The organism is Streptomyces sp. NBC_01537 (assembly GCF_045040445.1).
GTDB lineage: Bacteria > Actinomycetota > Actinomycetes > Streptomycetales > Streptomycetaceae > Actinacidiphila.
Window position 1 is genome coordinate 5,657,992 of sequence record NZ_CP109392.1, and the last position, 22,667, is coordinate 5,680,658.

The following is a 22,667-nucleotide window of genomic DNA, read 5'->3' on the forward strand; positions in this document are numbered from 1 at the left end:
CGAACGGTCACTTTCGGAACGTGCGCCGGTACGCCGTCGGCGAGACCCCGAGCGCCGACTGCAGGTGCTGCCGCATGGACGCGGCGGTGCCGAAACCGGCCTTGCGCGCCACCTGGTCGACGGAGAGGTCGCCGGTCTCCAGCAGCCCGCGGGCCCTTTCCACGCGCTGCGCGACGAGCCATTGCCCGGGGCTGATGCCGACCTCCTCGCGGAAGCGGCGGGTGAAGGTCCGTACGCTCATGGACTCGCGCCCGGCCAGCTCCCGCAGCGTCAGTGGCCGGTCGAGCCGGCCCAGGGCCCAGGCGCGCGCGGCGGCGGTGGTGGCGAGCTGCGGTTCCGGGAGGGGCCGCCGGATGTACTGGGCCTGGCCGCCCTCGCGGTGCGGCGGGACGACGGTGGCACGGGCGCTGGCGTTGGCGACGGCGGTGCCGTGGTCGCGGCGCACGAGGTGCAGGCACAGGTCGATACCGGAGGCGACGCCGGCGGAGGTGAGGATGTCGCCGTTGTCGATGTAGAGGACGTCCGGTTCGACCTTGACCTGGGGGAACAGCTTCTGGAAGTGGTCGGCGTGGCTCCAGTGCGTCGTTGCGCGCATGCCGTCCAGCAGCCCGGCGGCGGCGAGGAAGTACGCGCCCGTGCAGATGGAGACCAGGCGCGTGCCGGGCCGGATCCGGTCGAGGGCGGCGGCGAGCGGATCGGGGTTACGGCCCTCGGTATGGGCGCTGGACTGCTCGTGGGCCGCGGGTACGACGACGGTGTCGGCGTCCTCCAGCGCTTCCGGCCCATGCGCGACGCTGATTTCGAAGTCCGCGTCCGCCCGGACCTGGCCGGGACCTTCCGGGGTGCAGGTCAGGACGTCGTAGAAGGGTTCGCCGTCCCTGTTCTTCGCACCGCGGAAGATCCGGAAGGGGATGCCCAGCTCGAAGGGGATGACGCCGTGCTGGACGAGGACAGCGACGCGATGGGGACGTTTCTGCGCTGCGGGCATGGCCCGATCCTTGCACATCATGGCTATCGGGCCACTCGTTCCGTGCCATCCGGTGGCCGAAACTGATCCGGTGACGCAGACACCCGAGCTCGCCGCCCCTTCCGGCATACGACCGCCCCTGCGCAAGACGCGCATCCACCGCGCCTGGTCAGTGGCGGCGGTCGCCTTCGTGACGCTGATCGGCGCCGCCGGATTCGCTTCCCTGCCCGCCCTGCTGATCGACCCCCTGCACAGCGAATTCGGCTGGTCGCGCGGCATGATCGGCTTCGCGGTCTCCATCAACCTCGCGCTGTACGGGCTCACGGCGCCCTTCGCCGCCGCGCTGATGGATCGTTTCGGCATCCGGCGGGTGGTGGCCTGCGCGCTGACCACCATCGCGGTCGGGGCCGGCCTCACCGTCTTCATGACCGCGCCCTGGCAGCTCGTGCTGTGCTGGGGTGTCCTCGTCGGTCTCGGCAGCGGCTCCATGGCACTCGCCTTCGCCGCGACCGTGACCAACCGCTGGTTCGTCGCCCGGCGCGGCCTGGTCACGGGTGTCCTCACGGCGGCAGGCGCGACCGGCCAGCTGGTCTTCCTGCCCCTGCTGTCGGTCATCGTCGAGCACTCCGGCTGGCGTCCGGCCGCGCTGACCGTCGCCTGCGCAGCGCTGGCCGTGGTGCCCTTCGTGTGGATCCTGCTGCGCGACCACCCGGCCGACGTGGGTCTCGCGGCGTACGGCGCACCGGAATTCATCCCGAAGCCGTCACCTGTGCCGGGCGCCGCCCGGCGTGCGCTCAAGGCGCTCGCGTCGGCCGCCCGGACCGGGCCCTTCTGGCTGCTCGCCGGCACCTTCGCGATCTGCGGCGCCTCCACGAACGGCCTGGTCAAAACGCACTTCGTGCCCGCCGCCCACGACCATGGCATGCCGGTGACGGCCGCCGCCTCGCTGCTGGCCGTCATCGGGGTCTTCGACATCGTGGGGACCATAGCCTCGGGGTGGTTCACCGACCGCTTCAGTCCGCGGCGGCTGCTGGCCGTCTACTACGGCATGCGCGGGCTGTCCCTGATGTTCCTGCCGATGCTCATGACCGACACCGTGCACCCGCCCATGGTGCTGTTCATCGTCTTCTACGGTCTGGACTGGGTTGCCACCGTCCCGCCCACCATCGCCCTGTGCCGCGAGTACTACGGCGACGACAGCGCCATCGTCTTCGGCTGGGTTCTGGCCTCGCATCAGGTGGGCGCTGCGCTTGTCGCCTTCCTGGGCGGTGTTGCGCGTGACGCGTTCGGCTCGTACGACACCGTCTGGTACAGCTCCGGCGCGCTGTGCGCAGTGGCCGCTTTGATGGCGCTCGTGATCCGGCGGCGCGTACCGCAGACTCCGGTGCCCGTCAGTGCGCCTGTGTGACGTGATCGTCGTTCACCTGGGCACGTAGCTCCCGAAGCGTCCCTGGTGGAAGAGCAGCGGGCCCGGGCTCCCGGCGTCGCAGCCCAGGTCCTCCACCCGGCCGACGACGATCAGATGGTCGCCTCCGGTGTGCACCGCGTGGATCGAGCAGTCGATCCACGCGGGAGCGCCGGGCAGCTGTGGCGAGCCGGTCGCGGGCGACGGCTCCCAGGCCACCCCCGCGAACTTGTTCGCGCCGCTCACCGCGAAGGCCCGGCAGAGCTCCTGCTGGTCCGCGCCCAGGATGTTGGCGCAGAAGACGCCCGCACGGGCGATCCGGGGCCAGCTCGTGGACGTACGCCCCACCATGAAGACGACGAGCGGCGGATCGAGCGACAGCGAGGCGAAGGACTGGCATGCGAAGCCGGCGGGCCCGTCGCCGTCCGTGCCGGGCGCGGTGATCACCGCCACCCCGCTCGCGAAGTTGCCCAGCACCCGGCGGAATTCGCCCTGGTCCAGCGGTGCGCGCTCGTCCGGTCGCACCGCCCGCAGCTCCGGGCGGGGCAGCGGGTCCAGCGGCTCCGCCGCAGTCAGGGCGCCGACCGACCGGAGATAGCGCACGGCGGTGGCCGCCATGCCTGCGTGTCCCATCACACCACCCATTGAAGCTGACGCATCGTCAGATGGGAAGGGGTGTGAACCGGTGCGGGCCGGGCGCGCGAAGCCGGGGAGGACTCAGCGCCCCCGGAAGTCCGGCGCGCGGCGCTCGACGAAGCTGCGGACGCCTTCCTGGGCGTCGGCGGTGGCCATGTTGAGCTCCTGGGCGGCGGCTTCGGCGGCGAAGGCGGCCGTACGGTCGGTGTCGAGGGCGGCGTTGACGAGCTGCTTGGTGAGCGCGAGCGCGCGCGTGGGGCCGGTGGCGAGGCGCTCGGCCCAGGCGCGGGCGGTCTTGTCGAGGTCGTCGGCGGGGACGACGCGGTTGACGAGGCCGAGGCGTTCGGCGGCGATCGCGGGGAGGTCGTCGCCGAAGAAGAGCAGCTCCTTGGCCCGCTGGGGGCCGACCAGGCGGGTGAGGAGATAGGCCCCGCCGCCGTCGGGGACGAGGCCGCGGCGCACGAAGACCTCCACGAACTTGGCGGTGTCGGCGGCGATCACGAGGTCACAGGCGAAGGCGAGGTGCGCGCCGATGCCGGCGGCGGTGCCGTTGACGGCGGCGAGGACCGGTTTCTCGCAGTCGAGGACGGCACCGATGAGGCGCTGGGCGCCGCGCCGGATCGTACGGGCCACATCGCCGGGCGGGGGCTTGCCGCCGGAGGCGGTGCCGGCCCGCAGGTCCGCGCCGGCGCAGAAGGCCCGGCCGGCCGCGGTGATGATTACGGCCCGGACGGCCCGGTCGGCGGAGGCCGCTTCGAGCAGCTGGATGACCCTCTCGCGCTGGTCCCAGGTCAAGGCGTTCATGGCCTCCGGGCGGTTGAGAGTGATCCACGACACCCCGTTGTCAGTGGTGTGCCGTACAACTGAGTCAACGGGATCCACCAGATCGGCGGAGGGATCCCGGGGGGAGGATGTCATGGGGGAGAAGCTCCTTTTCGCAGGTCCGGGCGGGCCCGCTTTCGCCGGGCCGTGGGGCTCATCGGCAGACGGCGAGCGCGTCGAGCGCCACCGCGCCCTGTCCGCGCGGCAGGACCATCAGCGGGTTGATGTCGAGTTCGGCGAGGCTGTCGCCGAGCTCCATGGCCATCCGCTGGACGCGGAGGATGACGTCGACGAGGCCGTCGACATCGGCGGGCGGTGCGCCGCGTACGCCGTCGAGCAGCCGTGCGCCACGCAGTTCGCCGAGCATGTCCCGCGCGGTGGCGTCGCCGAAGGGCGGTATACGGACGGCGGTGTCGCGCAGGATCTCGACGAGCACGCCGCCGAGCCCGGCCGTGACGGTGGGGCCGAAGAGGGGGTCGTGGGTGACGCCGACGACCATCTCGACGCCGCGCTCGACCATCTGGCACACCAGGATGCCGTCGAGGTCGACGCTTTCGTAGCGGGCGATGTCGGTGAGCTCGCGATAGGCGTCGCGGACCTGGCTGGCCGAGGTCAGGCCGACCTTGACCAGGCCGAGCTCGGTCTTGTGGGCGATCTGCGCGCCCGAGGCCTTCATGACGACCGGGTAGCCGACGAGGCCGGCCGCGCGCACCGAGCCGGCGGCACTGGTGACGAGCTGCTCGCGCGGCACGCGGATGCCGTACGCCCGCAGCAGCTGCTTGGCCGCGTGCTCGCTCAGCTGCGTGCCGGGGCGGAGCAGTGCGCGCGCCTTGCGGGCCGAGGAGGACGGGGTGCGCGGGGCGTCGTCGAAGGGGGAGCGGTAGGCGGCGGTGAAGCGGTGGTGGCCGAGGTAGGCACGGACGGCGGTGACGCAGTTGCCGAAGGTGCGGAAGGTGGCGAGACGGGAGGAGCCGAGCAGGGTGTGGCGGTAGGCGTCCTCGGTGCCGATCGGGGAGCCCCACACCACGCACACCAGCTTGTCGGTCTCTTCCGCCGCATCGGCCAGGTCCTGCGCGAGCTTGTCGCTCATCGGCGGGAAGGGACCGGTGATCGGGCAGATGAGGACACCGACGGCGGGATCGGCGAGGATCGCGTCGATGATCCTGCGGCCGCGCCAGTCGCCGACCGGGTGGCCGCCGTTGTCGACCGGGTTGGCGACGTTCAGATACTCCGGGATCCACTGGTGCAGCTCCGCCTGCTTGTCCTCGGAGAGCGTGGGCAGCGGGAGGCCGGCGGCGGTCGCGAGGTCCGCGAAGTGCGCGCCGGTGCCGCCGGATATGGAGTAGACGACGACGCCTTCGGCGGCCGGGGGCCTGGCCCGGGCCAGCAGGGCCGCGGTGTCCTGCAGTTCGTCCAGGCCGTCGACGCGGATGACGCCGAACTGCCGGAAGGCGGCGTCGATCACGGCGTCGGAGCCGGTGAGCTTGCCGGTGTGGGAGGCGGCGGTGCGGGCGCCGGTCTCGGTGCGGCCGACCTTGACCATCACGACCGGCACCTTGTTGCGGGCGGCGCGGTCGGCGGCGAGAGCGAAAGAGCGGCCGTCCTTGAGCCCTTCCACATATGCGGCGATGGCGCCGGTCCCCGGCAGCTGGGCGAAGTAGGAGATGAAGTCGGCGGTCTCCAGGTCGGCCTCGTTGCCGGTGGGTGCCCAGTGGCTGAGCCGGATGCCGAGCTCCTGGAGGGTGTGGATCGGCCGGCCCTGGTGGCCTGACTGGGTGATCAGGGCGATGGCGGGTCCGGTCAGGTCCTCGCGGAAGGTCTCGAAGGCGTTGAGGTTGGTGTTGGGGCCGAGCAGCCGCAGCCCGGCCCGGGTGGCGGCCTGGGCCAGCCGGGTCTGGGCGGCGGCGCCGTCCGCGCCGGTCTCGGCGAAGCCGGAGGCGAAGGCCACGGCGAATCTCACCTTGGCCTCGCCGAGCTGCCCGATGACAGGAAGGGGGTCGGAGACCAGGAGGACGGCGAGGTCCATGCCTTCGGGCAGCTCCGCCACGGAAGGGTGGCAGGGCAGGCCGAAGACGGTCTCGCGGCCGGGGTTGACCGGGTAGAGCCGGGCGCCGACCCGCTCGGACCAGGCGATGAGCTGCCGGGTGATGCCCGTGTTGGGGCGGCCCTCGGCGTCCGACGCGCCGACGACGGCGACGGACTCGGGCCGGAAGAACCGGTCGAGGTCGGGGACGGTGGCGTGCAGCGGGCGGCCGCCGACGTCCATGTCGTCCGGGCGTGGCTGGAGGCGGCCGGAGCCGGCGGGGTCGGGGTCGCGTGTGCTGTATGTCGATCCGAGCATGGGTCTCGCCCGCTCCTGCCGATAGGTCCACGAGAACTGACGTGATGTCAGGTTACTGAACTGACGGACCGTCAGGAATGGTCGCGGTTGGGGGAAACCTGTGGAGGATCGTACGAGTGCGAAAACCGGGGGACGTGCCGGCCGGCTGAGGGGGACTGGGCCCTGTCGCCAAAATGTCGCGGGACAGGCGGGATTTTGACGACAGGGCCCAGGTCGGCCGGTCCGCCGGATCGTGGGGTGCGGTCGGACGGCCTTGGCCTCCGGTCCTGAAGTACTCATACCCGGGAAGGGGGGTTGATCTATCGACGGGCGACTGCCCTGGCGATCCGCTCGGCGTCGATGGCCATCTCGCGGAACATGCCGCTGATGGGGTTGGTGTAGCCGGTGAAGAACAGCCCGGGTGCTTCCTTGGGGGTCCGGGAGCCGTGCACGGTGGGGCGGCCGCGCTCGTTCAGGACACCGAGGTGGCCGACCAGCGGCTCCAGGCCGTTGCGGTAGCCGGTTGCGGCGATCACCGCGTCCGGGGCGATGCGGGAGCCGTCGGCGAGCAGCACCTCGCGGCCCTCGAAGCCCTCGACGGCTGCGACGGGCTCGACCGTGCGGGCCTGGACCGCGGCGATGAGGCCGACGTCCTGGACCGGGATGGAGCCTTCGCGCACGCGCGAGTACAGGCCGTTGTCCGGGCGCGGCAGCCCGTACTCCGACAGGTCGGGGACGCTGATCCGCTCCACGTACGGGGCGATCCGGTCCACCAGCCGGGTGGGGAGCCGCCGCACCAGGATGCCGGTGCGCTGGGCCGGCCAGCCTGCCGTGGACCGCCGCATGATGTGCGGGGGAGTACGGACGGCGAGCCGCACCCGGGAAGCGCCGGCCTCGGCCAGGTCCACGGCGATCTCCGCGCCGGTGTTGCCGACGCCGACAACGAGCACGTCGCGGCCCTCGTAGGGCTTGCCGTTGCGATAGCCGGAGGCGTGCAGCAGCTCGCCGTCGTAGGTGTCGAGGCCCGGCCAGTCCGGGAGGCGGGGGGTGTGGTTGGTGCCGGTGGCGATCACGATGCTGCGGGCGGTGAGGCGGCGGCCGCCGGTGGCGGGCAGCGCCCAGCCGCCGGACCCGTCCGTCGCGCGCTCGATGCGGGACACCTCTATGCCGGTGGCGATGTCGAGGCCGTGGGCCTGCGTGTACTGCTCCAGGTAGCGGACCACGTCGTCCCGGCCGACCCAGCGGCCGTAGGCCCGGGGTATCGCGAAGCCGGGCAGGGAGGACAGCCGTCTGGTGGTGTGCAGGTGCAGCCGGTCGTAGTGCTGTCTCCAGGACGCCCCGACGGCGTCCGACCGCTCCAGCACGAGCGTGCGCACACCGCGTCTGTGCAGTGCCGCCGCGGCGGCGAGGCCGCCGGGGCCGGCGCCGATGACGATCGCGTCGGGCGCGGCGTCGGGCGCGGCGGGTGTGGTGGGGGCTGCGGAGGTGTCGGGCATGGGGTGCTCCAGGAGGCCGGGGGTGGTGGTCCTATCGGAAGGTAGCGCGGCTTTGCCCGGGGCCCTTGCGCCGGGCTGCCCGTATCCGGTGAACTGACGTACCGTCAGATCAGGGTGGATCGCGTGCCCAGGGGAGGCCTGCCATGCAGACGATATGGCTCACCGGCGCCGAATGGCTCGCCGTGCTGCGCATCGGCCTCGGCCTGTGGTGGCTGGAGAGCTGGCGGCACAAGGACAAGAAGGGCTGGTTCGAGCGCGGTACGGGCATCGCCTGGGCGGCCGATGTCGCCGCCAAGCACCGCTGGAGCGTGGTGCAGGGCGGCTTCGCGGCAGTGGTCACGCCGCGACCCAAGGCGATGGCGTATGTCGTCGTCTACGCCGAACTCGCCCTCGGGCTGGGGCTTACGGTGGGCCTGCTTACGCCGATTGCCCTGGTTGGAGGGCTGCTGCTCAATCTGCTCTACCTCGTGCTCATGATCCACGACTGGGCCGAGCAGGGGCAGAACGCGATGATGGCGCTCATCTCGCTGGTCGGACTCTTCGCGATGAGCTGGCAGACATGGTCGCTGGACGCCGCCTTCGGGATCTTCGTATGACCGACGTCCCCGAGATCGACGCCTTCACGCGGCCTTACTGGGATGCCGCCGGCGAGGGGCGGCTCCTCATCAGGCGCTGCCGGGCCTCCGGCTGCGGCGCTCCCCACCACTACCCCCGCGAGTTCTGCCCGCGCTGCTGGAGCGAAGACGTCCACTGGGAGCAGGCCTCGGGCCTGGCCACGCTCTACACGTGGTCCGTGGTCCATCTCAACGACCTGCCGCCGTTCGGCGACCGTGTGCCGTATGTGGCCGCTGTCGTCGATCTCGCGGAGGGCCCGCGCATGATGACCGAGATCACGGACTGCGGTGAGGGTGATCTGTGGGTCGGGATGCCGCTGCGGGTCCGCTTCCGGCCTGCGGGGGAAGGGACTCCGGCGGTTCCGGTCTTCCGGCCGGCTGTTTGAATGTTGAATGGGCGGCGTGCTGAAACCGGTCGAGCTGGAAGCGTACGGACTGCTGTTGCGGCCCTGGGAGGAAAGCGACGTCGACGCCGCGCTGCGCGGCCTGTCCGACCCTGACTTCCGGCGCTGGAACACCGCGCACGCCCCCGACCCCGACGAGGCGGGCGCCCGCGCGTTCATCCGCAGCCGCGCTGAGGGCTGGGAACGCGGCACGAGCGCCTCCTTCGCCATAACCGAGGGCGGGACCGTGCTCGGGCAGCTGGGCGTCGGCGCGATCGACCTCACGATGCGCAATGCCCGGGTCGCGTACTGGGTTCTGGCGGAGGGGCGCGGCCGCGGGGTCGCGTCGCATGCACTTGAGGCGGCCACGCGGTGGGCTTTTCGTGATCTCGGTCTGCATCGGCTCGAACTCGGCCATGCTGTCGGCAACGACGCGTCCTGCGGGGTCGCGCGGCGCTGTGCGTACACCCTGGAGGGCGTTTTGCGGGGAGCCATGATCGACACGGCCGGAGTGCCGCGCGACATCCATCTGCATGCCCGCCTGGCCACGGACGCGCGATGAGAGGGCCTCGCGCGGACAGCGTCATCATGATCGCGGTCGGGGCCGTGGCCGTGACAGGGCTGCTGGCTTCGGCCCCGGGCGGCGGCACGGCCAGCGGGGCGACGCGGGCGGGCTCGGACTGCCCCTGGCCCGGAGCGAGCGTCACGGCGTCCGTGAGCACGCCGGCGCCGCAGCAGACGGCCGGCATGGGCTCGCCATGGGTGGACGGCTCGGCCGTCGAGCAGGCCGTCGGCCGGGTCGGCAAGCTCGCCGCGAGCAGCCGTTACGGCAAGTACTACACAGGTGTCGAGATCGACGTGGAGACGCAGCGGGTCGATGTGTACCGCATCCCGTCCGAGGCGTTCGATGCCGCGCTCTGCGAGGGCGTTCCCGGCAAGGTCCGGCTGCGGCTGCACGACACCACCGCGTCCAGCAAGCAGATCGACGCGCTGGCCAAGCGGATCACCGACGACTGGCACCGGTGGGACGGAAAATTCGACCTGCGGTCGGTCGGCCCGGACGAGCGCGGTCATGTGGTGTGCCGGGTGGATGACCCGAAGGCCGCCGAGCCGCTGCTGCGCAAGGCGTACGGGGCGCTGGTGAAGGTCGAGCACGCGGAGCAGGTCCAGGCGGGCTGAGGGGCAGGCCCTAGTCGCGGCCGAGTATCACCGTTCCCGACGAGCAGAACCAGCCGCCCGTGCCCGAGGCGACGGCGAGCTGCGGCAGCCGCCTCCCTGCTTTGTAGACCTGCCGCTGACCGGCCTCGCCGCGGAGTTGGCGGACGGCCTCGACCAGGAGGAACAGCCCGCGCATGCCGGGGTGGCAGGCGGAGAGGCCGCCGCCGTCGGTGTTGACGGGGAGGTCGCCGTCGATGGTGAGGCGGTTCTTGCCGTCGGAGACGAAGGCGCCGCCCTCGCCCTTCGCGCAGAAGCCGAGGTCTTCGAGGGTGACGAGGGTCATGTAGGTGAAGGCGTCGTAGATCTCGGCGAGGTCGATCTCGGCGGGGGTGACGCCGGCCCGCTCGAAGGCCAGGCGGCCGGAGACGGCGGCGGGGGAGACGGTGAAGTCGTCCCACTCGGACATGGTGGTGTGGGAGACGGCGGTGCCGGAGCCGAGGATCCATACGGGGGCCTTGGCCGCGTCGGCGACGTACTCCTCGGCGGCGAGCAGCACCGCGCAGCCGCCGTCGGAGCGGATGCAGCAGTGCAGTTTGGTGAAGGGGTCGGCGATCAGGGGGCCGGAGAGGACCTCGTCGACGGTGATCGGGGTGCGGTACATCGCGTCGGGGTTGTGGGCGGCGTTGGCCCGGGCCTGGACGGCGACTTCGGCGAGCTGGGCGAGCGTGGTGCCGTAAGTGTGCATGTGGCGGCGGGCGGCCATCGCGTACTTGGCGATCAGCGTGTGGCCGTAGGGGACCTCGAACTGGAGGGGGCCGCGCGCGCCGAAGGAGAGGTTGGCGGTGCGGCGGCGGGCCTTGAGGTCCGCGCGGGCGGTGGAGCCGTAGACGAGGAGGACGGCGTTGGCGTGGCCGGCGGCGATGGCGTCGGCGGCATGCGCGGCCATGACCTCCCAGGTGGCGCCGCCGACGGTGGTGGAATCCACCCAGGTGGGGCGCAGGCCGAGGTATTCGGCGACCTCGGCGGGGGCGAGGGTGCCCAGGCCGGCGGAGGCGAAGCCGTCGATGCGCGTGCGGTCCAGGCCGGAGTCGGCGAGGGCGCGGCGGGCGGCTTGCGCATGCAGGGCGTAGGGCGTGGCGTCGTCGACCCGGCCGCAGTCGGAAAGGGCGATGCCGAGGACTGCGACTCTGCGGCTGCTGCTAGTACGCTGAGGCGGCATGAATCTGACGGTACATCAGATTTGGGGAATTGAATCGACGGGAGCTCGCGGATGGATGCGGAGTTCACGCACGAGCAGGGCGAGATCCGGCGCACGCTGCGGGAGTTGCTGCACAAGCGGTGCGGCCCGGACGACGTCAGGACGGCCGTGCGCGGCGAGGCCGGGTACGACGAGGCGCTCTGGCGGCAGCTCGCCGGGCAGCTCGGCCTGCCGGGACTGGCCCTGGAGGACCGCTACGGCGGCGTCGGTCTCGGGCCGACGGAGGCGGTGCTCGCCTGCGAGGAGACCGGGCGGGCCATGCTGCCCTCGCCGCTGCTCGGCACGGCCCTGCTGGCCATGCCGCTCGTCACCGAGCTCGGCACGCAGGCGCAGCGCCGGGCCGTCCTCCCGCGCCTCGCCGACGGCACGCTCACGGCGGCCTTCGCCGCGCCGCCGGCCGGGCTCGGGCTCACCGGGCCGCCCGACCCCTCCTGGGCGGGCGGCGGCCGGGCCGGCGGCATCCAGGCCCGGCGAGCCGGTGACGGCTGGGCCCTGTACGGGCAGGCAGACCAGGTGCTCGGCGGGCACAGCGCGGGACTGCTGGTCGTCGCCGCGCATGCAGGTGGTTACGCCCGCACCCGCACGCGGCTTTTCCTGGTCGAGGCCGGCGCCCCCGGCCTCGTACGGGCCCGGCTCACGACCCTGGACGAGACCCGGCCGCAGGCGCGCGTGCAGCTCCGGGATGTGCCCGCGCAGCTGCTGGGCGGCGAGGAGGCCGGGGATCCCGGGCCCGCGCTCATCCGTACGGGCGTGTTCGCCGCGGCTGCCCTGGCCGCGGAGGCGGTCGGTGCGGCGGATCAGGCGCTGGCCTCGACCGTGGAGTACGTACGGGTGCGCGAACAGTTCGGGCGGCCCGTGGGGTCCTTCCAGGCCGTCAAGCACCGCCTCGCGGACCTGTACGTACAGGTGGCGGCGGCGAGGTCCGCCGCCTACTACGCGGCGTGGGAGGTGGGGCCGGTGAGCGCGCGGCTCGCGCTGGCGGCGGGGCTGGAGGCGCTGCGGGCGGCGGCCGGGGAGGCGATCCAGTTGCACGGGGGGATCGGCTTCACCTGGGAGCACCACGCGCATCTGTACTTCAAGCGGGCCGTGGCGGATGAGCTGCTCTTCGGCCCCGCGCATGCGCTGCGTGCGCATGCGGCGGACCTGGCCGGGGTTTTCGAGGGGACGGGTGTAGCGGCATGACTGTCATCGAGCGGCTGAGGCCGTTTGTGCAGAAGGTTTCCTCCACGCGGGGCTTCGCGAAGGTCGCGCCGCATGTCATCCCGGTGATGGACAAGGTCGTGCACCGGCTGAGCGGCGGGAAGGTGCTGCTCAGTGCGCAGATGCTGCCGGGGGTCGTCCTCACGGCGGTCGGCGCGAAGAGCGGGCTGCCGAGGCGTACGCCACTGGCGTGCATGCCGGAGGACGGCGGCACGTTTGTGCTGGTCGGCAGCAATTTCGGGCGGACCGATCATCCGGCCTGGACCGCGAATCTGCTGCGGCACCCGGAGGCGGATGTCAGCTGGAAGGGCCGGGACATTCCGGTGACGGCTGAGCTTCTGGTGGGGGACGCGCGGGCCGCGGCCTGGGAGGAGCTGTTGCGGTTCTGGCCGCCGTACGCGGCGTATGCGGCGCGGATCGAGAGGGAGATCAGGCTCTTCCGGCTCACACCGCGGTGACGCGGCCACGATTACGCAGTCCCTGAAAACGCCGCACGGGCGCCGGGCCGGCAACCTCCCCCGAGGGCCGGTCGGCGCCCGCGTCGGTGCAGGCAGGACTACTGATCACTTGTCGGAAAGGCGCGAGCTCCCGCGAGCTATCGCATCGGCTTCTTGCCGGTGACGCCGAGGTGCACGAGCAGGGCGAGATTCGGCTTGAGCTCGGCCTGCTTGACACCCCAGCTCTGGAAGCCCTTTTGATGCGCGGCGACGGCGGCGAGCATCGCGACAAGGGAGCCGGCGATGGCGGCGGGGCTGACGTCCTTGTCGACCCGGCCCTTCGCCTGCAGCTCCTTGACGGAATCCGTAAGGGAGTTGGTGACGGCGTTGAGGATCTTCATGCGGATCTTGTAGAACCGCTTGTCCCCTTCGGCCGCGCCGAGGTCGACGACGCGCAGGATGGCGTCGTGTTTGCGCCAGAAGGTGAGGAAGCCGTCGACGAGTTCGTCGGCGGCCGTGGCGCCGGACTTGCCGACCCACGAGCGGCCGGCGACGAGGTCCGTCAGACCGGCGCCTTCCTTGGCCATTTCCTCGGCGAGTTCGAGGACCGCGCCCTCGACGTCGGGGAAGTATTGGTAGAACGTTGCGGGGGAGGTACCCGCCATCCGGGCGACGTCGATGACCTTGACGTCCCGGTACGGCGAAGTGCTGAGCATTTCGCCGAGGCAGTCGAGCAGCTTCTGCCGCGTCGCCTGTCCTCGCCGCCCTGCCACACGGCCGTCGACGGTACGAACTTGTCCTGTCATGCCGTCAGTTTACGGCTTGGTGATCAGCGCGCGATTCGGTGCCTGCAAATGGGGATGGTCAGGTGTTCGAATTCTCCCCGGGCGCGCGCCAGGATCCGCCGATAGCGTGTCAAGTCAGACACTCCGTCTGAAGTGATATTTCGGAGCGGATCGAGAGGATTAATCCATGGCCGGTTACGCCGACGGTGTCCCCTGCTGGGCGGACGCCATGCTGCCCGACCTGGAGGCCGGTAAGCGGTTCTACGGGGAGCTCTTCGGCTGGACCTTCCAGGACGGCGAGGAGAAGTTCGGCTACTACACGCAGGCGTTCGCGGCGGACGGAAAGAATGTCGCGGCGCTCGCGCCCAAACCCGACGGGCGCATGCCGACCGTCTGGAACCTGTATCTCGCGGCGGCGGACGCGCAGGCGACCGCCCGCCGGATCGTGGAGGCGGGCGGGCAGTTGGTCATGGACCCCATGGCGGTGGCCTCGTTCGGCACGATGCTGATGGCCGCCGACCCCGGGGGCGCGGTTTTCGGCGCCTGGCAGAGCGGTACGCACACGGGCTTCGAGAAGACCGGGGAGCCGGGGTCGTACGCGTGGGCGGAGATCTTCACGCGCGAGGCGGAGAGCGTCGACCGCTTCTACGAGACCGTCTTCGGCTACAACAGCGCCCGGATCGAGGGCGGCGAGAGCGGCGAGAGCGGCGCAAGCAGTGAGGGCGACGCGGGGTTCGATTACGCGGTGTACGCGCCGGAGGGCAAGAAAGCGACCCCGGACAGTGCTGTCATGGGGCGTTACGTGATGGGGAAGGACCTCCCCGCCGAGCTTCCGGCGCACTTCAACGTGTATTTCGCGGTCGAGAACGCCGATCGGGCCGCAGAAACGATTCGGCGCCTCGGCGGCCGGGTCACCCGCGGCCCCGAGGACTCGCCCTACGGCCGCTGGGCGGCGGTGGCCGACGACCAGGGGGCCAATTTCTCGATCATCCAGGAGCTCGGCTGAGTGCTCTCGCGTTCCGCTGAACCTCAGACAGACGGCAGCCGTACCCATGGGTAACGGCTACGCGTCTCAAGAATCGCCGTGTCGACACGGCCCCGGGTTCGCAACTGATACTCATCCCAGGAAGAATCAGTTCCCGGACCCCGGGACGGGGGGAACCCACGGGGAGGTGGCAGGGCAGTGGTGCAGCAGCTGACGCAGCACGACCCGAGACGGATCGGGCCTTTCGAGGTGCTGGGCCGGCTCGGCGCCGGCGGCATGGGCCTGGTCTATCTCGCACGCTCGGCGTCGGGCCGGCGCGTGGCGATCAAGACCGTGCGCGCGGAGCTCGCCGAGGACCAGTTGTTCCGCGTCCGCTTCGCCCGCGAGGTCGAGGCCGCGAGGGCTGTCAGCGGCTTCTACACGGCCGCCGTCGTGGACGCGGACCCGCGGGCGGCCGTGCCGTGGCTGGCCACGGCCTTCGTGCCGGCCCCCTCGCTGGAGGAGATCGTCAACGAGTCCGGTCCGCTGCCCGCGCAGGCCGTACGGTGGCTGGCGGCCGGTGTCGCGGAGGCGCTGCAGTCCATCCACGGGGCGGGGCTGGTGCACCGCGACATGAAGCCGTCCAACGTGCTGGTGGTCGAGGACGGCCCGCGCGTGATCGATTTCGGTATCGCGTCCGGGGTCTCCAACACGCGGCTGACCATGACGAACGTGGCGGTGGGCACGCCCGCGTACATGTCGCCCGAGCAGGCGAAGGACTCGCGGAGCGTGACCGGGGCCAGCGATGTCTTCTCGCTCGGGTCCACTCTGGTCTTCGCGGCGACCGGGCACGCGCCCTTCCACGGGGCCAACCCGGTCGAGACGGTTTTCATGCTGCTGCGGGAGGGCCCGGACCTGAAGGGCCTGCCGGGCGAGCTGCGGCCGCTCATCGAGGCCTGCATGCGCATGGAGGCCGACCAGCGGCCCAGCCCGGCCGACCTGCAGTCGCAGCTCGCGCCGCACCTCTTCTCGTCGGCGGGCGGTGACGACACCGGGACCGCGTCCGCGTGGCTGCCGTCGAACGCCGTCGCGCTGATAGAGCAGCGTCGCAGTGGCGGGCGCCCCGGCGCGGGTGCCGCGGTTCCGCCCATGCCGCCGAAGCCGCCGCCCGTGCCGCCGGGCCCGCCTGGGCCACCGGCCGGCGGGCGGCACGCCGCGACGGCCGCGGCCGAGCCTGTTCCCGTACCCGGGCTCGTGCCCGGACCCGTCCCTGGGCCCGTCCCCGGGCCGGTGCAGTTCGCCGGGTCCGCGCCCATAGGGCCAGGGCTCCGGGTCGCCGACCGCAAGGAGCGGGAGCAGGCCGAGGCCCCCGTCGCGGGCTGGGTCGGCCGTGGCGGCGGCGCCGGTCCTGGCGTCGGCCCCGGTGCCGGGCCGGGTCCCGGTCCCGCCGCCGCGCAGACGTCCCCGCCTGCCCCCGTGCCCGTACAGGCGCCGCCCCCCGGGGAATGGCGGCCGTGGCGCTTCCGTATGTCCAATGACGTGTGGGGCACGCCGGTGGTGTCGGGCGGGCGGCTGTACGTCACGTCGTTCGAGGTCCACGCCCTTGACGTGGCCACCGGGCGCCGGCAGTTCAAGACCCGCGACGTCGCGTGGACGATGGCCGTACAGCAGGGCCGCATCCACGGTTCCGACGGGCCCAGCCTCTACGCGCTCGACGCGGCGGACGGCGCCGAACGCTGGCGTACGACCGTGGACGGCTGGATCTACTCCCTGCGGGCCGACGGGCCCACCGTCGTCACCGGGACCCGTGGCGGCGGCGTCCAGGCCTGGGACGCGGGCGGCGGACGGCTGCGCTGGGAGCGCGGCGGCGCGCAGACGGAATTCGAGAGCCCGGAGTCCGGGCCGTGCGTCATCGACGGCGTCGTCTACTTCCACGGCGGCGGCCGGCTGCACGCCCTCGACGCGGCGTCCGGCGCCGAGCGCTGGTCCTATCCGACCGGGGACTCCGCGGCTCCCGGCAGCATGCCGACGCGACCGGTGGTCGCGGACGGAGCCGTCTATGTCACGGCGGGGGCCCGGGTGATCGCGCTCGACGCGCGCAGCGGCGGTGAGCGGTGGCGCTTCGACGCGCCCGCGGTGATGTTCGGACCGCCCGCGTATGTGCCGGGGGCCGGGGTCACGGGCGGTGGTGTCTATGTCGCCGACTACCTGGGGACCGTGTACGCCCTCGACCCGGTGGACGGCCGTGACCGGTGGCGGATCGCCACGGAGCAGCGGCAGTCCGTCGAGCCGGTGCTGGTGGTCGGCGGCACGGTGATGCTCGGCGCCGGGAACGGGCTGTACACGCTGGACGCGGTGTCCGGGGCCCCGAAATGGCGCTTCGCGGCCCAGGCGGAGATCGTCGGTTCGCCGGTGGCCGCCGACGGGCGCGTGCATTTCGGGTCCAAGGACCACTGTCTGTACACGGTCGACGCGGTGGGCGGGCAGTTGCGGTGGAAGCTTGAGACGGGCGGTGAGATCACGGGGTCGCCGGTGGTGAGCGGCGGTGTCGTGTACGCGAGCAGCAAGGACCGGTGCGTTTACGCGTTGGACGCGGTGAAGGGGACGGACACGGCCGCCCGGCGGGGGTGATGGCCGGAGGGACTGCCCGGCTGCTGTTAGGGTGATCGCCGTTTTGGCATTCCAACGGGGGTTCACTCATGCAGCGTCGTTTGGGCGGGCTGCGGCTTGTCGCCGTACTCGCCGTCGTGGTCGTGTCGTTGACCGGGTTCCAGACCCGGGTGCACAAGCACCGCAGCAGTGGGAGTGGCAGTGGCGGCGGGTGCAGCAGCAGCCACAGCACCTCGCACTCGTACAACACCGGTTCGTCCGGCAGCACGTCCGGCAGTACGTCCGGCAGCGGTACGAAGCCGACCGCGAGCGTGATGTCCTGCGCCGACGGTGACGGCAGTTCGGTGGTCGTCGTCGATGACACCGCGGGCGGCAAGGGCGGGGACTACGTCGTGGAGGTGACCTTCTACGACGCGGACGGGAAGAAGGTCGACACCGGCCGGAAGGGGGCGTACATCACCGCCGGCGGAACGACGAACGTCGTGGTCGAGATGGACAACCCGGAGCTCGATGACGGTCACCTCACCTGCAAGGTCACCGGCCTTTCCTGACGGTCAGCGAACGCGGAAGTCGCGGCGCCTGGCGGTGAACAGCTCCGCCTGCCGCTCCAGGGGCAGACTGCCCAGGGCGATGAGGTGCGGCGCATGCGCAAGGGCGTGTGCGCGCGCCGCCTCGTGGGCGGACCAGACGGCTCGGACCGTGCCCTGGACGGCTTCGGTGGGGTGGGAGGCGATGACGGCCGCTGTGCGCAGGGCGGTTTCGAGGAGGTCGGGGCCGGGGACGACCTCGCTGACCAGGCCGGTTTCGTAGGCGCGTTGCGCGGTGAGGTGTTCGGCGGTGCCCATGAGGGACATGCGCATGACCTCGCCGTAGGGCATGCGCTGGGCCATGGAGATGGCCTCGTAGGCGCTGACCATGCCGTAGGTGGTGTGGGGGTCGAAGAAGGTGGCATGGGCGGCGGCGATGATGAATTCACTCTCGCCGAGGAAGTAGAAGGCGCCGCCGCAGGCCATGCCGTTGACGGCGGCGATGACGGGTTTCCAGAGGTCGTTGGCCTTGGGCCCGACGGCGTGCAGTGGGTCGTCGACGCAGAAGGGGGATGACGGCTGCGGGATGCCGGCGGTGGCGTCACGGTCGATGCCGGTGCAGAAGGCGCGGTCGCCGGAGCCGGTGAGGACGATGACGTTGATGTCGTCGGTCATTCTGAACTGCCGCCAGAGGGCTTTTAGTTCGGTGGCGGTGGCGAGGTCGATCGCGTTGTGGCGGTCGGGCCGGTCGAGGGTGACGAGCGCGACGCCGTCCTTCGTCTCACACCGCAAGCCAGCGGGGGATGCCGTCATGGAACACCGCCTTCACGGCCGAGCCGATACGGATACGGGCCGGGTCGAGGGAGCCCAGGGGCGCGTCCGGGGCCGTGACGAGGTTGCCGACCAGCCGGATGCGGGGGTCCTCGGCGAGCTCGACGAGGATGACGTTGTACGGGGCCTGGGCGGCGTAGTCCGGCAGCAGGGGCGGATGCGGGACGACGTAGGACCAGACGCGCCCGCGGCCGCTGACAAGCCGCCACTGCGAGCCGAACGACTGGCAGTGCGGGCAGCAGGGGCGGGGCGGGAAGCGCAGGCGGTCGCAGTCGGTGCAGGCCTGGACGCGGAGTTCGCCGGCGCGGGCGTACTCCCAGAAGGGGGCGCCGTCGTCGTCGATCAGGGGCTGGAGCATCTCAACTCCTCAGGAGGAGGGCGGAGGTCGGGACTCCCTCGCCCGCCGTGACCAGGCAGGCGGCGGCGTTCGGGACCTGGGCGGTGGAGGTGCCGCGCAGTTGCTTGACGCCCTCGGTGATGAGGTTGAAGCCGTGTACGTACGCCTCGCTGAGGCCGCCGCCGCCGGTGTTGAGGGGGAGCCGGCCGCCGATTTCGAGGGCGCCGCCCTCGGTGAAGGCGGCGCCCTCGCCGCGCCCGCAGAAGCCGTAGCCCTCCAGGGAGAGCGGGATGAGGGGGGTGAACGCGTCGTAGATCTGGGCGACGTCGATGTCCTCGGGGGCGAGGTCGGCGTTCTTCCACAGGTGCCGGGCGGCGGTCCAGGCGGGGCCGGTGAGGGGGTCGTCGTTCCAGTAGTTGACCATGCCGTGGTGCTGGGCGGGCAGGCCCTGGGCGGCGGAGTGGATGTAGACGGGCGGGCGGCGGCAGTCGCGGGCGCGCTCGGCGGAGACGACGACGCAGGCCAGGGCGCCGTCGGTCTCCAGGCAGTTGTCGAAGAGGCAGAGCGGCTCGCTGATCCAGCGGGAGGTCATGTACATCTCGCGGGTGAGCGGGCGGTCGTACATCACGGCGGCCGGATTCTGGTTGGCGCGGTTGCGGCAGGCCAGGGCGACATTGAACAGGTGGTCGCGGGTCGCGCCGTACTCGTGCAGATAGCGGCGGGCCAGCATCGCGATCTCGTCGGCGGGGCGCAGCAGCCCGAAGGGCCTGGTCCACTGGGCGGGGGTGGGCAGCTGGGCGGCGGTGTTCGTCCAGGGGCGCGGGCCGCTGCCGCGCTTGCGGGAGCGCCAGGCGACACCGACGGTGGCCTGGCCGGTGGCGATCGCGGCGGCGAGATGGGCGACGGTCGCGCAGGAACCGCCGCCCCCGTAGCCGGTCTTGGAGAAGAAGGTGACGTCACCGGCGCCGATGGCCTTGGCGAGCTCGACCTCGTCCGTCTCTTCCATCGTGTAGGACGCGAAGGCGTCCACGGCCGACGGCTCGATGCCCGCGTCGTCGAGCGCGGCGAGGACTGCCCGGCAGGCGAGGGTCTTCTCGGACTCGGGGAGGCGCTTGGCGAAGGTGGTCTGGCCTATGCCGGCTATCGCGGTGGCGTCCTTGAGTGCTGACATTCCGTCAGGCTATCGCTAATCTGACGGATAGTCAGCTATGAGGTTCGGAGTTGGTCTCATGCGTGGTGACCTGGAGTGGGGCAGCATCCCCCGGCTCGTACGGGACGCGGCCGGGCGGTACGCCGGACGCGAGGCGGTGGTCGACGGGCGGCAGCGGATCTCCTACGCCGAGCTGGGCGAGCGCGTCGAGCGGGCCGCGGCCGCGTGCATCGCGGCGGGGGTCGAGCCCGGCGACCGGGTGGCAGTCTGGGCCCCGAACACGGCGGACTGGATCAGCGCCGCGCTGGGGGCGGTGTGCGCGGGCGGGATTCTGGTGCCGCTCAACACCCGCTTCAAGGGCACGGAGGCCGCGTATGTGCTCGCGCGCACCCGCGCCCGGCTGCTCTTCATCACCGGCACCTTCCTGGGGACCTCGTATGTGGCTTCCCTGCGGCGGGCGCGGGCCGAGCGCGAACTGCCGGATCTGGAACAGGTGGTGGTCCTGTCCGACACCGCCCCGGAGGGCTACCGCACCTGGAAGGACTTCCTGGCGGGCGGCGACGCGGTGACGGGGGAGGCGGTACGGGAGCGGGGCGAGGCGGTGCGGCCCGGCGATCTCTCGGACATCGTCTTCACCTCCGGCACCACCGGCAGGCCCAAGGGCGCCATGATCACCCATGAGCAGACGCTGCGCGCCTTCGGGACCTGGAGCGAGCTGGCGGGACTGATGGAGGGCGACCGCTATCTGATCGTCAATCCCTTCTTCCACACCTTCGGCTACAAGGCCGGGATCATCGCCTGCCTGATGCGCGGCGCCGTGATGATCCCGCAGCCCGTGTTCAACGTCGGCACCGTCCTGGCCAATGTCGCCGCCGAGCGCGTCACCGTCCTGCCCGGCCCGCCCACCCTGCACCAGTCGATCCTGGACCACCCGGCGCGAGGCGCGCACGACCTCGGCTCGCTGCGCCTGGTGGTCACGGGCGCGGCGGTCGTGCCGCTGGAGCTCGTGGAGCGGCTGCGCGGCGAGCTCGGGGTCGCCACCGTACTGACCGCGTACGGCATGAGCGAGACCACCGGGATGGCCACCATGTGCCGGCGCGGGGATGCCGCCGAGGTCATCGCCGCCACGTCCGGGCGGGCGATCCCGGACACCGAGGTGCGGGTGGTCTCGGACGGTCCCGGGCAGCCGGGGGAGGTGCTGGTGCGCGGCTACAACGTGATGTCCGGCTACTGGGAGGACCCGGAGGCGACCGTGGCCGCCATCGACGCGGACGGCTGGCTGCACACGGGCGATGTCGGAGTGATGGATGCGGGCGGCAACCTGCGCATCACCGACCGCATCAAGGACATGTTCATCGTCGGCGGCTTCAACGCCTACCCGGCCGAGATCGAGCAGTCGCTGGCCCGCCACCCGGACGTCGTCGACGCGGCGGTCGTCGGCATCCCGGACGGGCGGCTGGGGGAGGTAGGCAAGGCGTATGTCGTCCGGCGCGAGGGCGCCTCGCTCACGGCGGACGATGTCATCGCCTGGTCCCGGCGGGAGATGGCCAACTACAAGGTGCCGAGGGAAGTGGAGTTCCTGGCCGAGCTGCCGCGCAACGCGAGCGGCAAAGTCGTGAAGGGGGAGCTGCGCACACGCGGGTGAAAACCGCGAGCGGGTGAAAATAGCGAGCGCGTGAAAATCGCGAGCACCCCGCACCGTCCGGTGGCCAGAATCGGGGCATGACCAAACCCTGGGTGTTGGACGAACTCGCATACGCAGGCCACGAGCACCTCGACGACGCCTTCGTCGCCGGCTACGACCGCAAGCAGGGCCATCCCGACCCGGCCGACGACCTCGCCGCCCTCGCCGCGCACGGCATCGGCGATACGGCCACGGTCGTCGACCTCGCCGCGGGCACCGGCCAGTTCACCCTCGCCGCCGCCCGCCGCTTCGGCCAGGTGGTGGCGGTCGACATCTCCCCGGCCATGCAGGACACCCTGCGCAAGCGGTCCGCGGAGGCCGGGCTGTCGAACGTCAGCTTCGCGCATGCCGGATTTCTCTCCTACGAGCACGCGGGGCCGCCGGCCGACGCCGTCCACACCCGTAATGCCCTGCACCAGCTGCCCGACTTCTGGAAGGGCGTCGCCCTCGACCGCGTCGCGCGCATGCTGCGCCCCGGGGGCGTCCTGCGCCTGCGTGACATCGTCTTCGACTTCCGGCCGTCCGAGGCCGACACCGTCCTGGAGCGCTGGATGGACGGCGCGGTGGAGGACCCCGCGCAGGGCTACACCCGCGAGGACTACGCGGAGCACCTGCGCACCGAATTCAGCACCTACCGCTGGCTCCTGGAGCCCATGCTCGCCGCTGCCGGCTTCGACATCGTCGATGTGGGGTTCGTGGGGTCCGTGTACGGCGCCTACACGTGCGTCAAGCGCTGATCGCGCATCCGGAAACGGAAAACGGAAAGGACCGGCCGCGGCGCCCCCTCCGCGCCACGGTCGGTCCTCTTCCCCCGTTTACGTCCCCACTCCCCGTTCCCCCTGGTGCCGCTCCCCCTGGATCCCCCCGGATCCAGGCCCCGTTCCCCGTTCCCCGTTCCCCCGAGGCTCAGCTCAGGTCTGGTGCCAGCCGTCGGGCTCGACCGTGCCGTCGCCGGTCTTGGTGCCGGTGGTGGGCTCGTCGTCGGTGTCCGTGGTGGTGGTCTCGGTCTCCTCGACCTCGGTCTCGGGCGTCGTCTCGCTCATACGTTCTCTCCCCTGGGCGTCGCGGAGGTGGACGGATACA

At 71.7% G+C, this 22,667-nt stretch carries 23 protein-coding genes; 12 read left to right on the top strand and 11 right to left on the bottom strand.

Annotation, left to right across the window (positions count from 1 at the left end; all coding sequences use genetic code 11):
• Positions 1-7 precede the first annotated feature (7 nt).
• Positions 8-988: a GlxA family transcriptional regulator gene (locus OG607_RS26160; protein WP_405728178.1), complete on the bottom strand. Its 981-nt coding sequence runs from the start codon at positions 986-988 to the stop codon at positions 8-10.
• A 70-nt stretch (positions 989-1,058) separates the two neighbouring features.
• Between OG607_RS26160 and OG607_RS26165 the strand changes: the two genes are divergently transcribed.
• Positions 1,059-2,375, top strand: coding sequence for an MFS transporter (locus OG607_RS26165; RefSeq protein ID WP_405728181.1), 1,317 nt, complete (start codon positions 1,059-1,061; stop codon positions 2,373-2,375).
• A 12-nt stretch (positions 2,376-2,387) separates the two neighbouring features.
• Here OG607_RS26165 and OG607_RS26170 read toward each other — a convergent pair whose 3' ends face one another.
• The 4 genes from OG607_RS26170 to OG607_RS26185 all read right to left on the bottom strand — a co-directional run bounded on the left by OG607_RS26170 (position 2,388) and on the right by OG607_RS26185 (position 7,646).
• Positions 2,388-3,017 (bottom strand): flavin reductase family protein, encoded by a 630-nt coding sequence (locus OG607_RS26170; RefSeq protein WP_405728183.1) that lies wholly within the window; start codon positions 3,015-3,017, stop codon positions 2,388-2,390.
• A 72-nt stretch (positions 3,018-3,089) separates the two neighbouring features.
• Positions 3,090-3,926: an enoyl-CoA hydratase/isomerase family protein gene (locus OG607_RS26175; RefSeq protein ID WP_405728186.1), complete on the bottom strand. Its 837-nt coding sequence runs from the start codon at positions 3,924-3,926 to the stop codon at positions 3,090-3,092.
• Between the two features lie 58 nt (positions 3,927-3,984).
• Positions 3,985-6,171 carry an acetate--CoA ligase family protein gene (locus OG607_RS26180; RefSeq protein ID WP_405728189.1) on the bottom strand — a complete coding sequence of 729 codons (2,187 nt, stop codon included), beginning with the start codon at positions 6,169-6,171 and terminating at the stop codon, positions 3,985-3,987.
• A gap of 299 nt (positions 6,172-6,470) precedes the next feature.
• Positions 6,471-7,646 (bottom strand): flavin-containing monooxygenase, encoded by a 1,176-nt coding sequence (locus tag OG607_RS26185; RefSeq protein WP_405728192.1) that lies wholly within the window; start codon positions 7,644-7,646, stop codon positions 6,471-6,473.
• Between the two features lie 143 nt (positions 7,647-7,789).
• On the opposite strand from OG607_RS26185, the gene OG607_RS26190 reads away from it, so the two are divergent.
• Genes OG607_RS26190 through OG607_RS26205 form a run of 4 tightly spaced genes read left to right on the top strand, consistent with a single transcriptional unit; the run spans position 7,790 to position 9,822 of the window.
• Positions 7,790-8,242: a DoxX family protein gene (locus OG607_RS26190; protein WP_405728195.1), complete on the top strand. Its 453-nt coding sequence runs from the start codon at positions 7,790-7,792 to the stop codon at positions 8,240-8,242.
• Positions 8,239-8,646 (top strand): Zn-ribbon domain-containing OB-fold protein, encoded by a 408-nt coding sequence (locus OG607_RS26195; protein WP_405728198.1) that lies wholly within the window; start codon positions 8,239-8,241, stop codon positions 8,644-8,646. Before OG607_RS26190 ends, OG607_RS26195 begins: the two co-directional genes overlap by 4 nt.
• Positions 8,647-8,653: 7 nt before the next feature.
• Positions 8,654-9,205, top strand: a complete 552-nt coding sequence (locus OG607_RS26200) for a GNAT family N-acetyltransferase (RefSeq protein ID WP_405728201.1) — start codon at positions 8,654-8,656, stop codon at positions 9,203-9,205.
• Positions 9,202-9,822: a hypothetical protein gene (locus OG607_RS26205; RefSeq protein ID WP_405728204.1), complete on the top strand. Its 621-nt coding sequence runs from the start codon at positions 9,202-9,204 to the stop codon at positions 9,820-9,822. The genes OG607_RS26200 and OG607_RS26205 overlap by 4 nt, the downstream gene beginning before the upstream one ends.
• 10 nt (positions 9,823-9,832) lie before the next feature.
• Here the strand turns inward: OG607_RS26205 and OG607_RS26210 are convergent, their stop codons facing one another.
• Entirely contained in the window at positions 9,833-11,020 is a 1,188-nt protein-coding gene (locus tag OG607_RS26210; RefSeq protein WP_405728207.1) for a thiolase C-terminal domain-containing protein, read from the bottom strand.
• Between the two features lie 51 nt (positions 11,021-11,071).
• On the opposite strand from OG607_RS26210, the gene OG607_RS26215 reads away from it, so the two are divergent.
• Positions 11,072-12,241 carry an acyl-CoA dehydrogenase family protein gene (locus OG607_RS26215; RefSeq protein WP_405728210.1) on the top strand — a complete coding sequence of 390 codons (1,170 nt, stop codon included), beginning with the start codon at positions 11,072-11,074 and terminating at the stop codon, positions 12,239-12,241.
• Positions 12,238-12,717, top strand: coding sequence for a nitroreductase family deazaflavin-dependent oxidoreductase (locus OG607_RS26220; protein ID WP_405728214.1), 480 nt, complete (start codon positions 12,238-12,240; stop codon positions 12,715-12,717). Before OG607_RS26215 ends, OG607_RS26220 begins: the two co-directional genes overlap by 4 nt.
• 137 nt (positions 12,718-12,854) lie before the next feature.
• Here OG607_RS26220 and OG607_RS26225 read toward each other — a convergent pair whose 3' ends face one another.
• The gene (locus tag OG607_RS26225) at positions 12,855-13,502 is read right to left on the bottom strand and encodes a TetR/AcrR family transcriptional regulator (RefSeq protein ID WP_405728217.1); all 648 of its coding nucleotides are present in this window, start codon (positions 13,500-13,502) and stop codon (positions 12,855-12,857) included.
• A 166-nt stretch (positions 13,503-13,668) separates the two neighbouring features.
• Here OG607_RS26225 and OG607_RS26230 point away from each other — a divergent pair, with 166 nt between their 5' ends.
• The 3 genes from OG607_RS26230 to OG607_RS26240 all read left to right on the top strand — a co-directional run bounded on the left by OG607_RS26230 (position 13,669) and on the right by OG607_RS26240 (position 17,606).
• Positions 13,669-14,487 carry a VOC family protein gene (locus OG607_RS26230; protein ID WP_405728219.1) on the top strand — a complete coding sequence of 273 codons (819 nt, stop codon included), beginning with the start codon at positions 13,669-13,671 and terminating at the stop codon, positions 14,485-14,487.
• Positions 14,488-14,664: 177 nt separating this feature from the next.
• Complete coding sequence (locus tag OG607_RS26235) at positions 14,665-17,076, top strand: PQQ-binding-like beta-propeller repeat protein (RefSeq protein WP_405728222.1); 2,412 nt, start codon at positions 14,665-14,667, stop codon at positions 17,074-17,076.
• Between the two features lie 68 nt (positions 17,077-17,144).
• Complete coding sequence (locus OG607_RS26240) at positions 17,145-17,606, top strand: hypothetical protein (protein ID WP_405728225.1); 462 nt, start codon at positions 17,145-17,147, stop codon at positions 17,604-17,606.
• 3 nt (positions 17,607-17,609) lie between these two features.
• On the opposite strand, the gene OG607_RS26245 is transcribed toward OG607_RS26240, so the two are convergent.
• The 3 genes from OG607_RS26245 to OG607_RS26255 are packed head-to-tail and all read right to left on the bottom strand — an operon-like array spanning position 17,610 to position 19,921.
• Entirely contained in the window at positions 17,610-18,395 is a 786-nt protein-coding gene (locus tag OG607_RS26245; protein ID WP_405728228.1) for an enoyl-CoA hydratase/isomerase family protein, read from the bottom strand.
• Positions 18,364-18,771: a Zn-ribbon domain-containing OB-fold protein gene (locus OG607_RS26250; RefSeq protein WP_405728231.1), complete on the bottom strand. Its 408-nt coding sequence runs from the start codon at positions 18,769-18,771 to the stop codon at positions 18,364-18,366. Before OG607_RS26250 ends, OG607_RS26245 begins: the two co-directional genes overlap by 32 nt.
• A gap of 1 nt (position 18,772) precedes the next feature.
• Positions 18,773-19,921, bottom strand: coding sequence for a lipid-transfer protein (locus tag OG607_RS26255; RefSeq protein ID WP_405728234.1), 1,149 nt, complete (start codon positions 19,919-19,921; stop codon positions 18,773-18,775).
• Positions 19,922-19,979: 58 nt separating this feature from the next.
• Here OG607_RS26255 and OG607_RS26260 point away from each other — a divergent pair, with 58 nt between their 5' ends.
• Positions 19,980-21,545, top strand: a complete 1,566-nt coding sequence (locus OG607_RS26260) for a FadD3 family acyl-CoA ligase (protein WP_405728237.1) — start codon at positions 19,980-19,982, stop codon at positions 21,543-21,545.
• A gap of 77 nt (positions 21,546-21,622) precedes the next feature.
• Positions 21,623-22,321 (top strand): class I SAM-dependent methyltransferase, encoded by a 699-nt coding sequence (locus OG607_RS26265; protein WP_405728240.1) that lies wholly within the window; start codon positions 21,623-21,625, stop codon positions 22,319-22,321.
• A gap of 174 nt (positions 22,322-22,495) precedes the next feature.
• On the opposite strand, the gene OG607_RS26270 is transcribed toward OG607_RS26265, so the two are convergent.
• Positions 22,496-22,627 (bottom strand): hypothetical protein, encoded by a 132-nt coding sequence (locus OG607_RS26270; protein WP_405728243.1) that lies wholly within the window; start codon positions 22,625-22,627, stop codon positions 22,496-22,498.
• Positions 22,628-22,667 lie beyond the last annotated feature (40 nt).

Excerpts from the sequence above, each read along its gene's own strand:
- OG607_RS26160 (WP_405728178.1), bottom strand. The coding sequence starts at position 988 with ATGCCCGCAGCGCAGAAACGTCCCCATCGCGTCGCTGTCCTCGTCCAG.
- OG607_RS26170 (WP_405728183.1), bottom strand. The coding sequence starts at position 3,017 with ATGGGTGGTGTGATGGGACACGCAGGCATGGCGGCCACCGCCGTGCGC.
- OG607_RS26175 (WP_405728186.1), bottom strand. The coding sequence starts at position 3,926 with ATGACATCCTCCCCCCGGGATCCCTCCGCCGATCTGGTGGATCCCGTT.
- OG607_RS26180 (WP_405728189.1), bottom strand. The coding sequence starts at position 6,171 with ATGCTCGGATCGACATACAGCACACGCGACCCCGACCCCGCCGGCTCC.
- OG607_RS26185 (WP_405728192.1), bottom strand. The coding sequence starts at position 7,646 with ATGCCCGACACCTCCGCAGCCCCCACCACACCCGCCGCGCCCGACGCC.
- OG607_RS26190 (WP_405728195.1), top strand. The coding sequence starts at position 7,790 with ATGCAGACGATATGGCTCACCGGCGCCGAATGGCTCGCCGTGCTGCGC.
- OG607_RS26195 (WP_405728198.1), top strand. The coding sequence starts at position 8,239 with ATGACCGACGTCCCCGAGATCGACGCCTTCACGCGGCCTTACTGGGAT.
- OG607_RS26200 (WP_405728201.1), top strand. The coding sequence starts at position 8,654 with ATGGGCGGCGTGCTGAAACCGGTCGAGCTGGAAGCGTACGGACTGCTG.
- OG607_RS26205 (WP_405728204.1), top strand. The coding sequence starts at position 9,202 with ATGAGAGGGCCTCGCGCGGACAGCGTCATCATGATCGCGGTCGGGGCC.
- OG607_RS26210 (WP_405728207.1), bottom strand. The coding sequence starts at position 11,020 with ATGCCGCCTCAGCGTACTAGCAGCAGCCGCAGAGTCGCAGTCCTCGGC.
- OG607_RS26215 (WP_405728210.1), top strand. The coding sequence starts at position 11,072 with ATGGATGCGGAGTTCACGCACGAGCAGGGCGAGATCCGGCGCACGCTG.
- OG607_RS26220 (WP_405728214.1), top strand. The coding sequence starts at position 12,238 with ATGACTGTCATCGAGCGGCTGAGGCCGTTTGTGCAGAAGGTTTCCTCC.
- OG607_RS26225 (WP_405728217.1), bottom strand. The coding sequence starts at position 13,502 with ATGACAGGACAAGTTCGTACCGTCGACGGCCGTGTGGCAGGGCGGCGA.
- OG607_RS26230 (WP_405728219.1), top strand. The coding sequence starts at position 13,669 with ATGGCCGGTTACGCCGACGGTGTCCCCTGCTGGGCGGACGCCATGCTG.
- OG607_RS26240 (WP_405728225.1), top strand. The coding sequence starts at position 17,145 with ATGCAGCGTCGTTTGGGCGGGCTGCGGCTTGTCGCCGTACTCGCCGTC.
- OG607_RS26245 (WP_405728228.1), bottom strand. The coding sequence starts at position 18,395 with ATGACGGCATCCCCCGCTGGCTTGCGGTGTGAGACGAAGGACGGCGTC.
- OG607_RS26250 (WP_405728231.1), bottom strand. The coding sequence starts at position 18,771 with ATGCTCCAGCCCCTGATCGACGACGACGGCGCCCCCTTCTGGGAGTAC.
- OG607_RS26255 (WP_405728234.1), bottom strand. The coding sequence starts at position 19,921 with ATGTCAGCACTCAAGGACGCCACCGCGATAGCCGGCATAGGCCAGACC.
- OG607_RS26260 (WP_405728237.1), top strand. The coding sequence starts at position 19,980 with ATGCGTGGTGACCTGGAGTGGGGCAGCATCCCCCGGCTCGTACGGGAC.
- OG607_RS26265 (WP_405728240.1), top strand. The coding sequence starts at position 21,623 with ATGACCAAACCCTGGGTGTTGGACGAACTCGCATACGCAGGCCACGAG.
- OG607_RS26270 (WP_405728243.1), bottom strand. The coding sequence starts at position 22,627 with ATGAGCGAGACGACGCCCGAGACCGAGGTCGAGGAGACCGAGACCACC.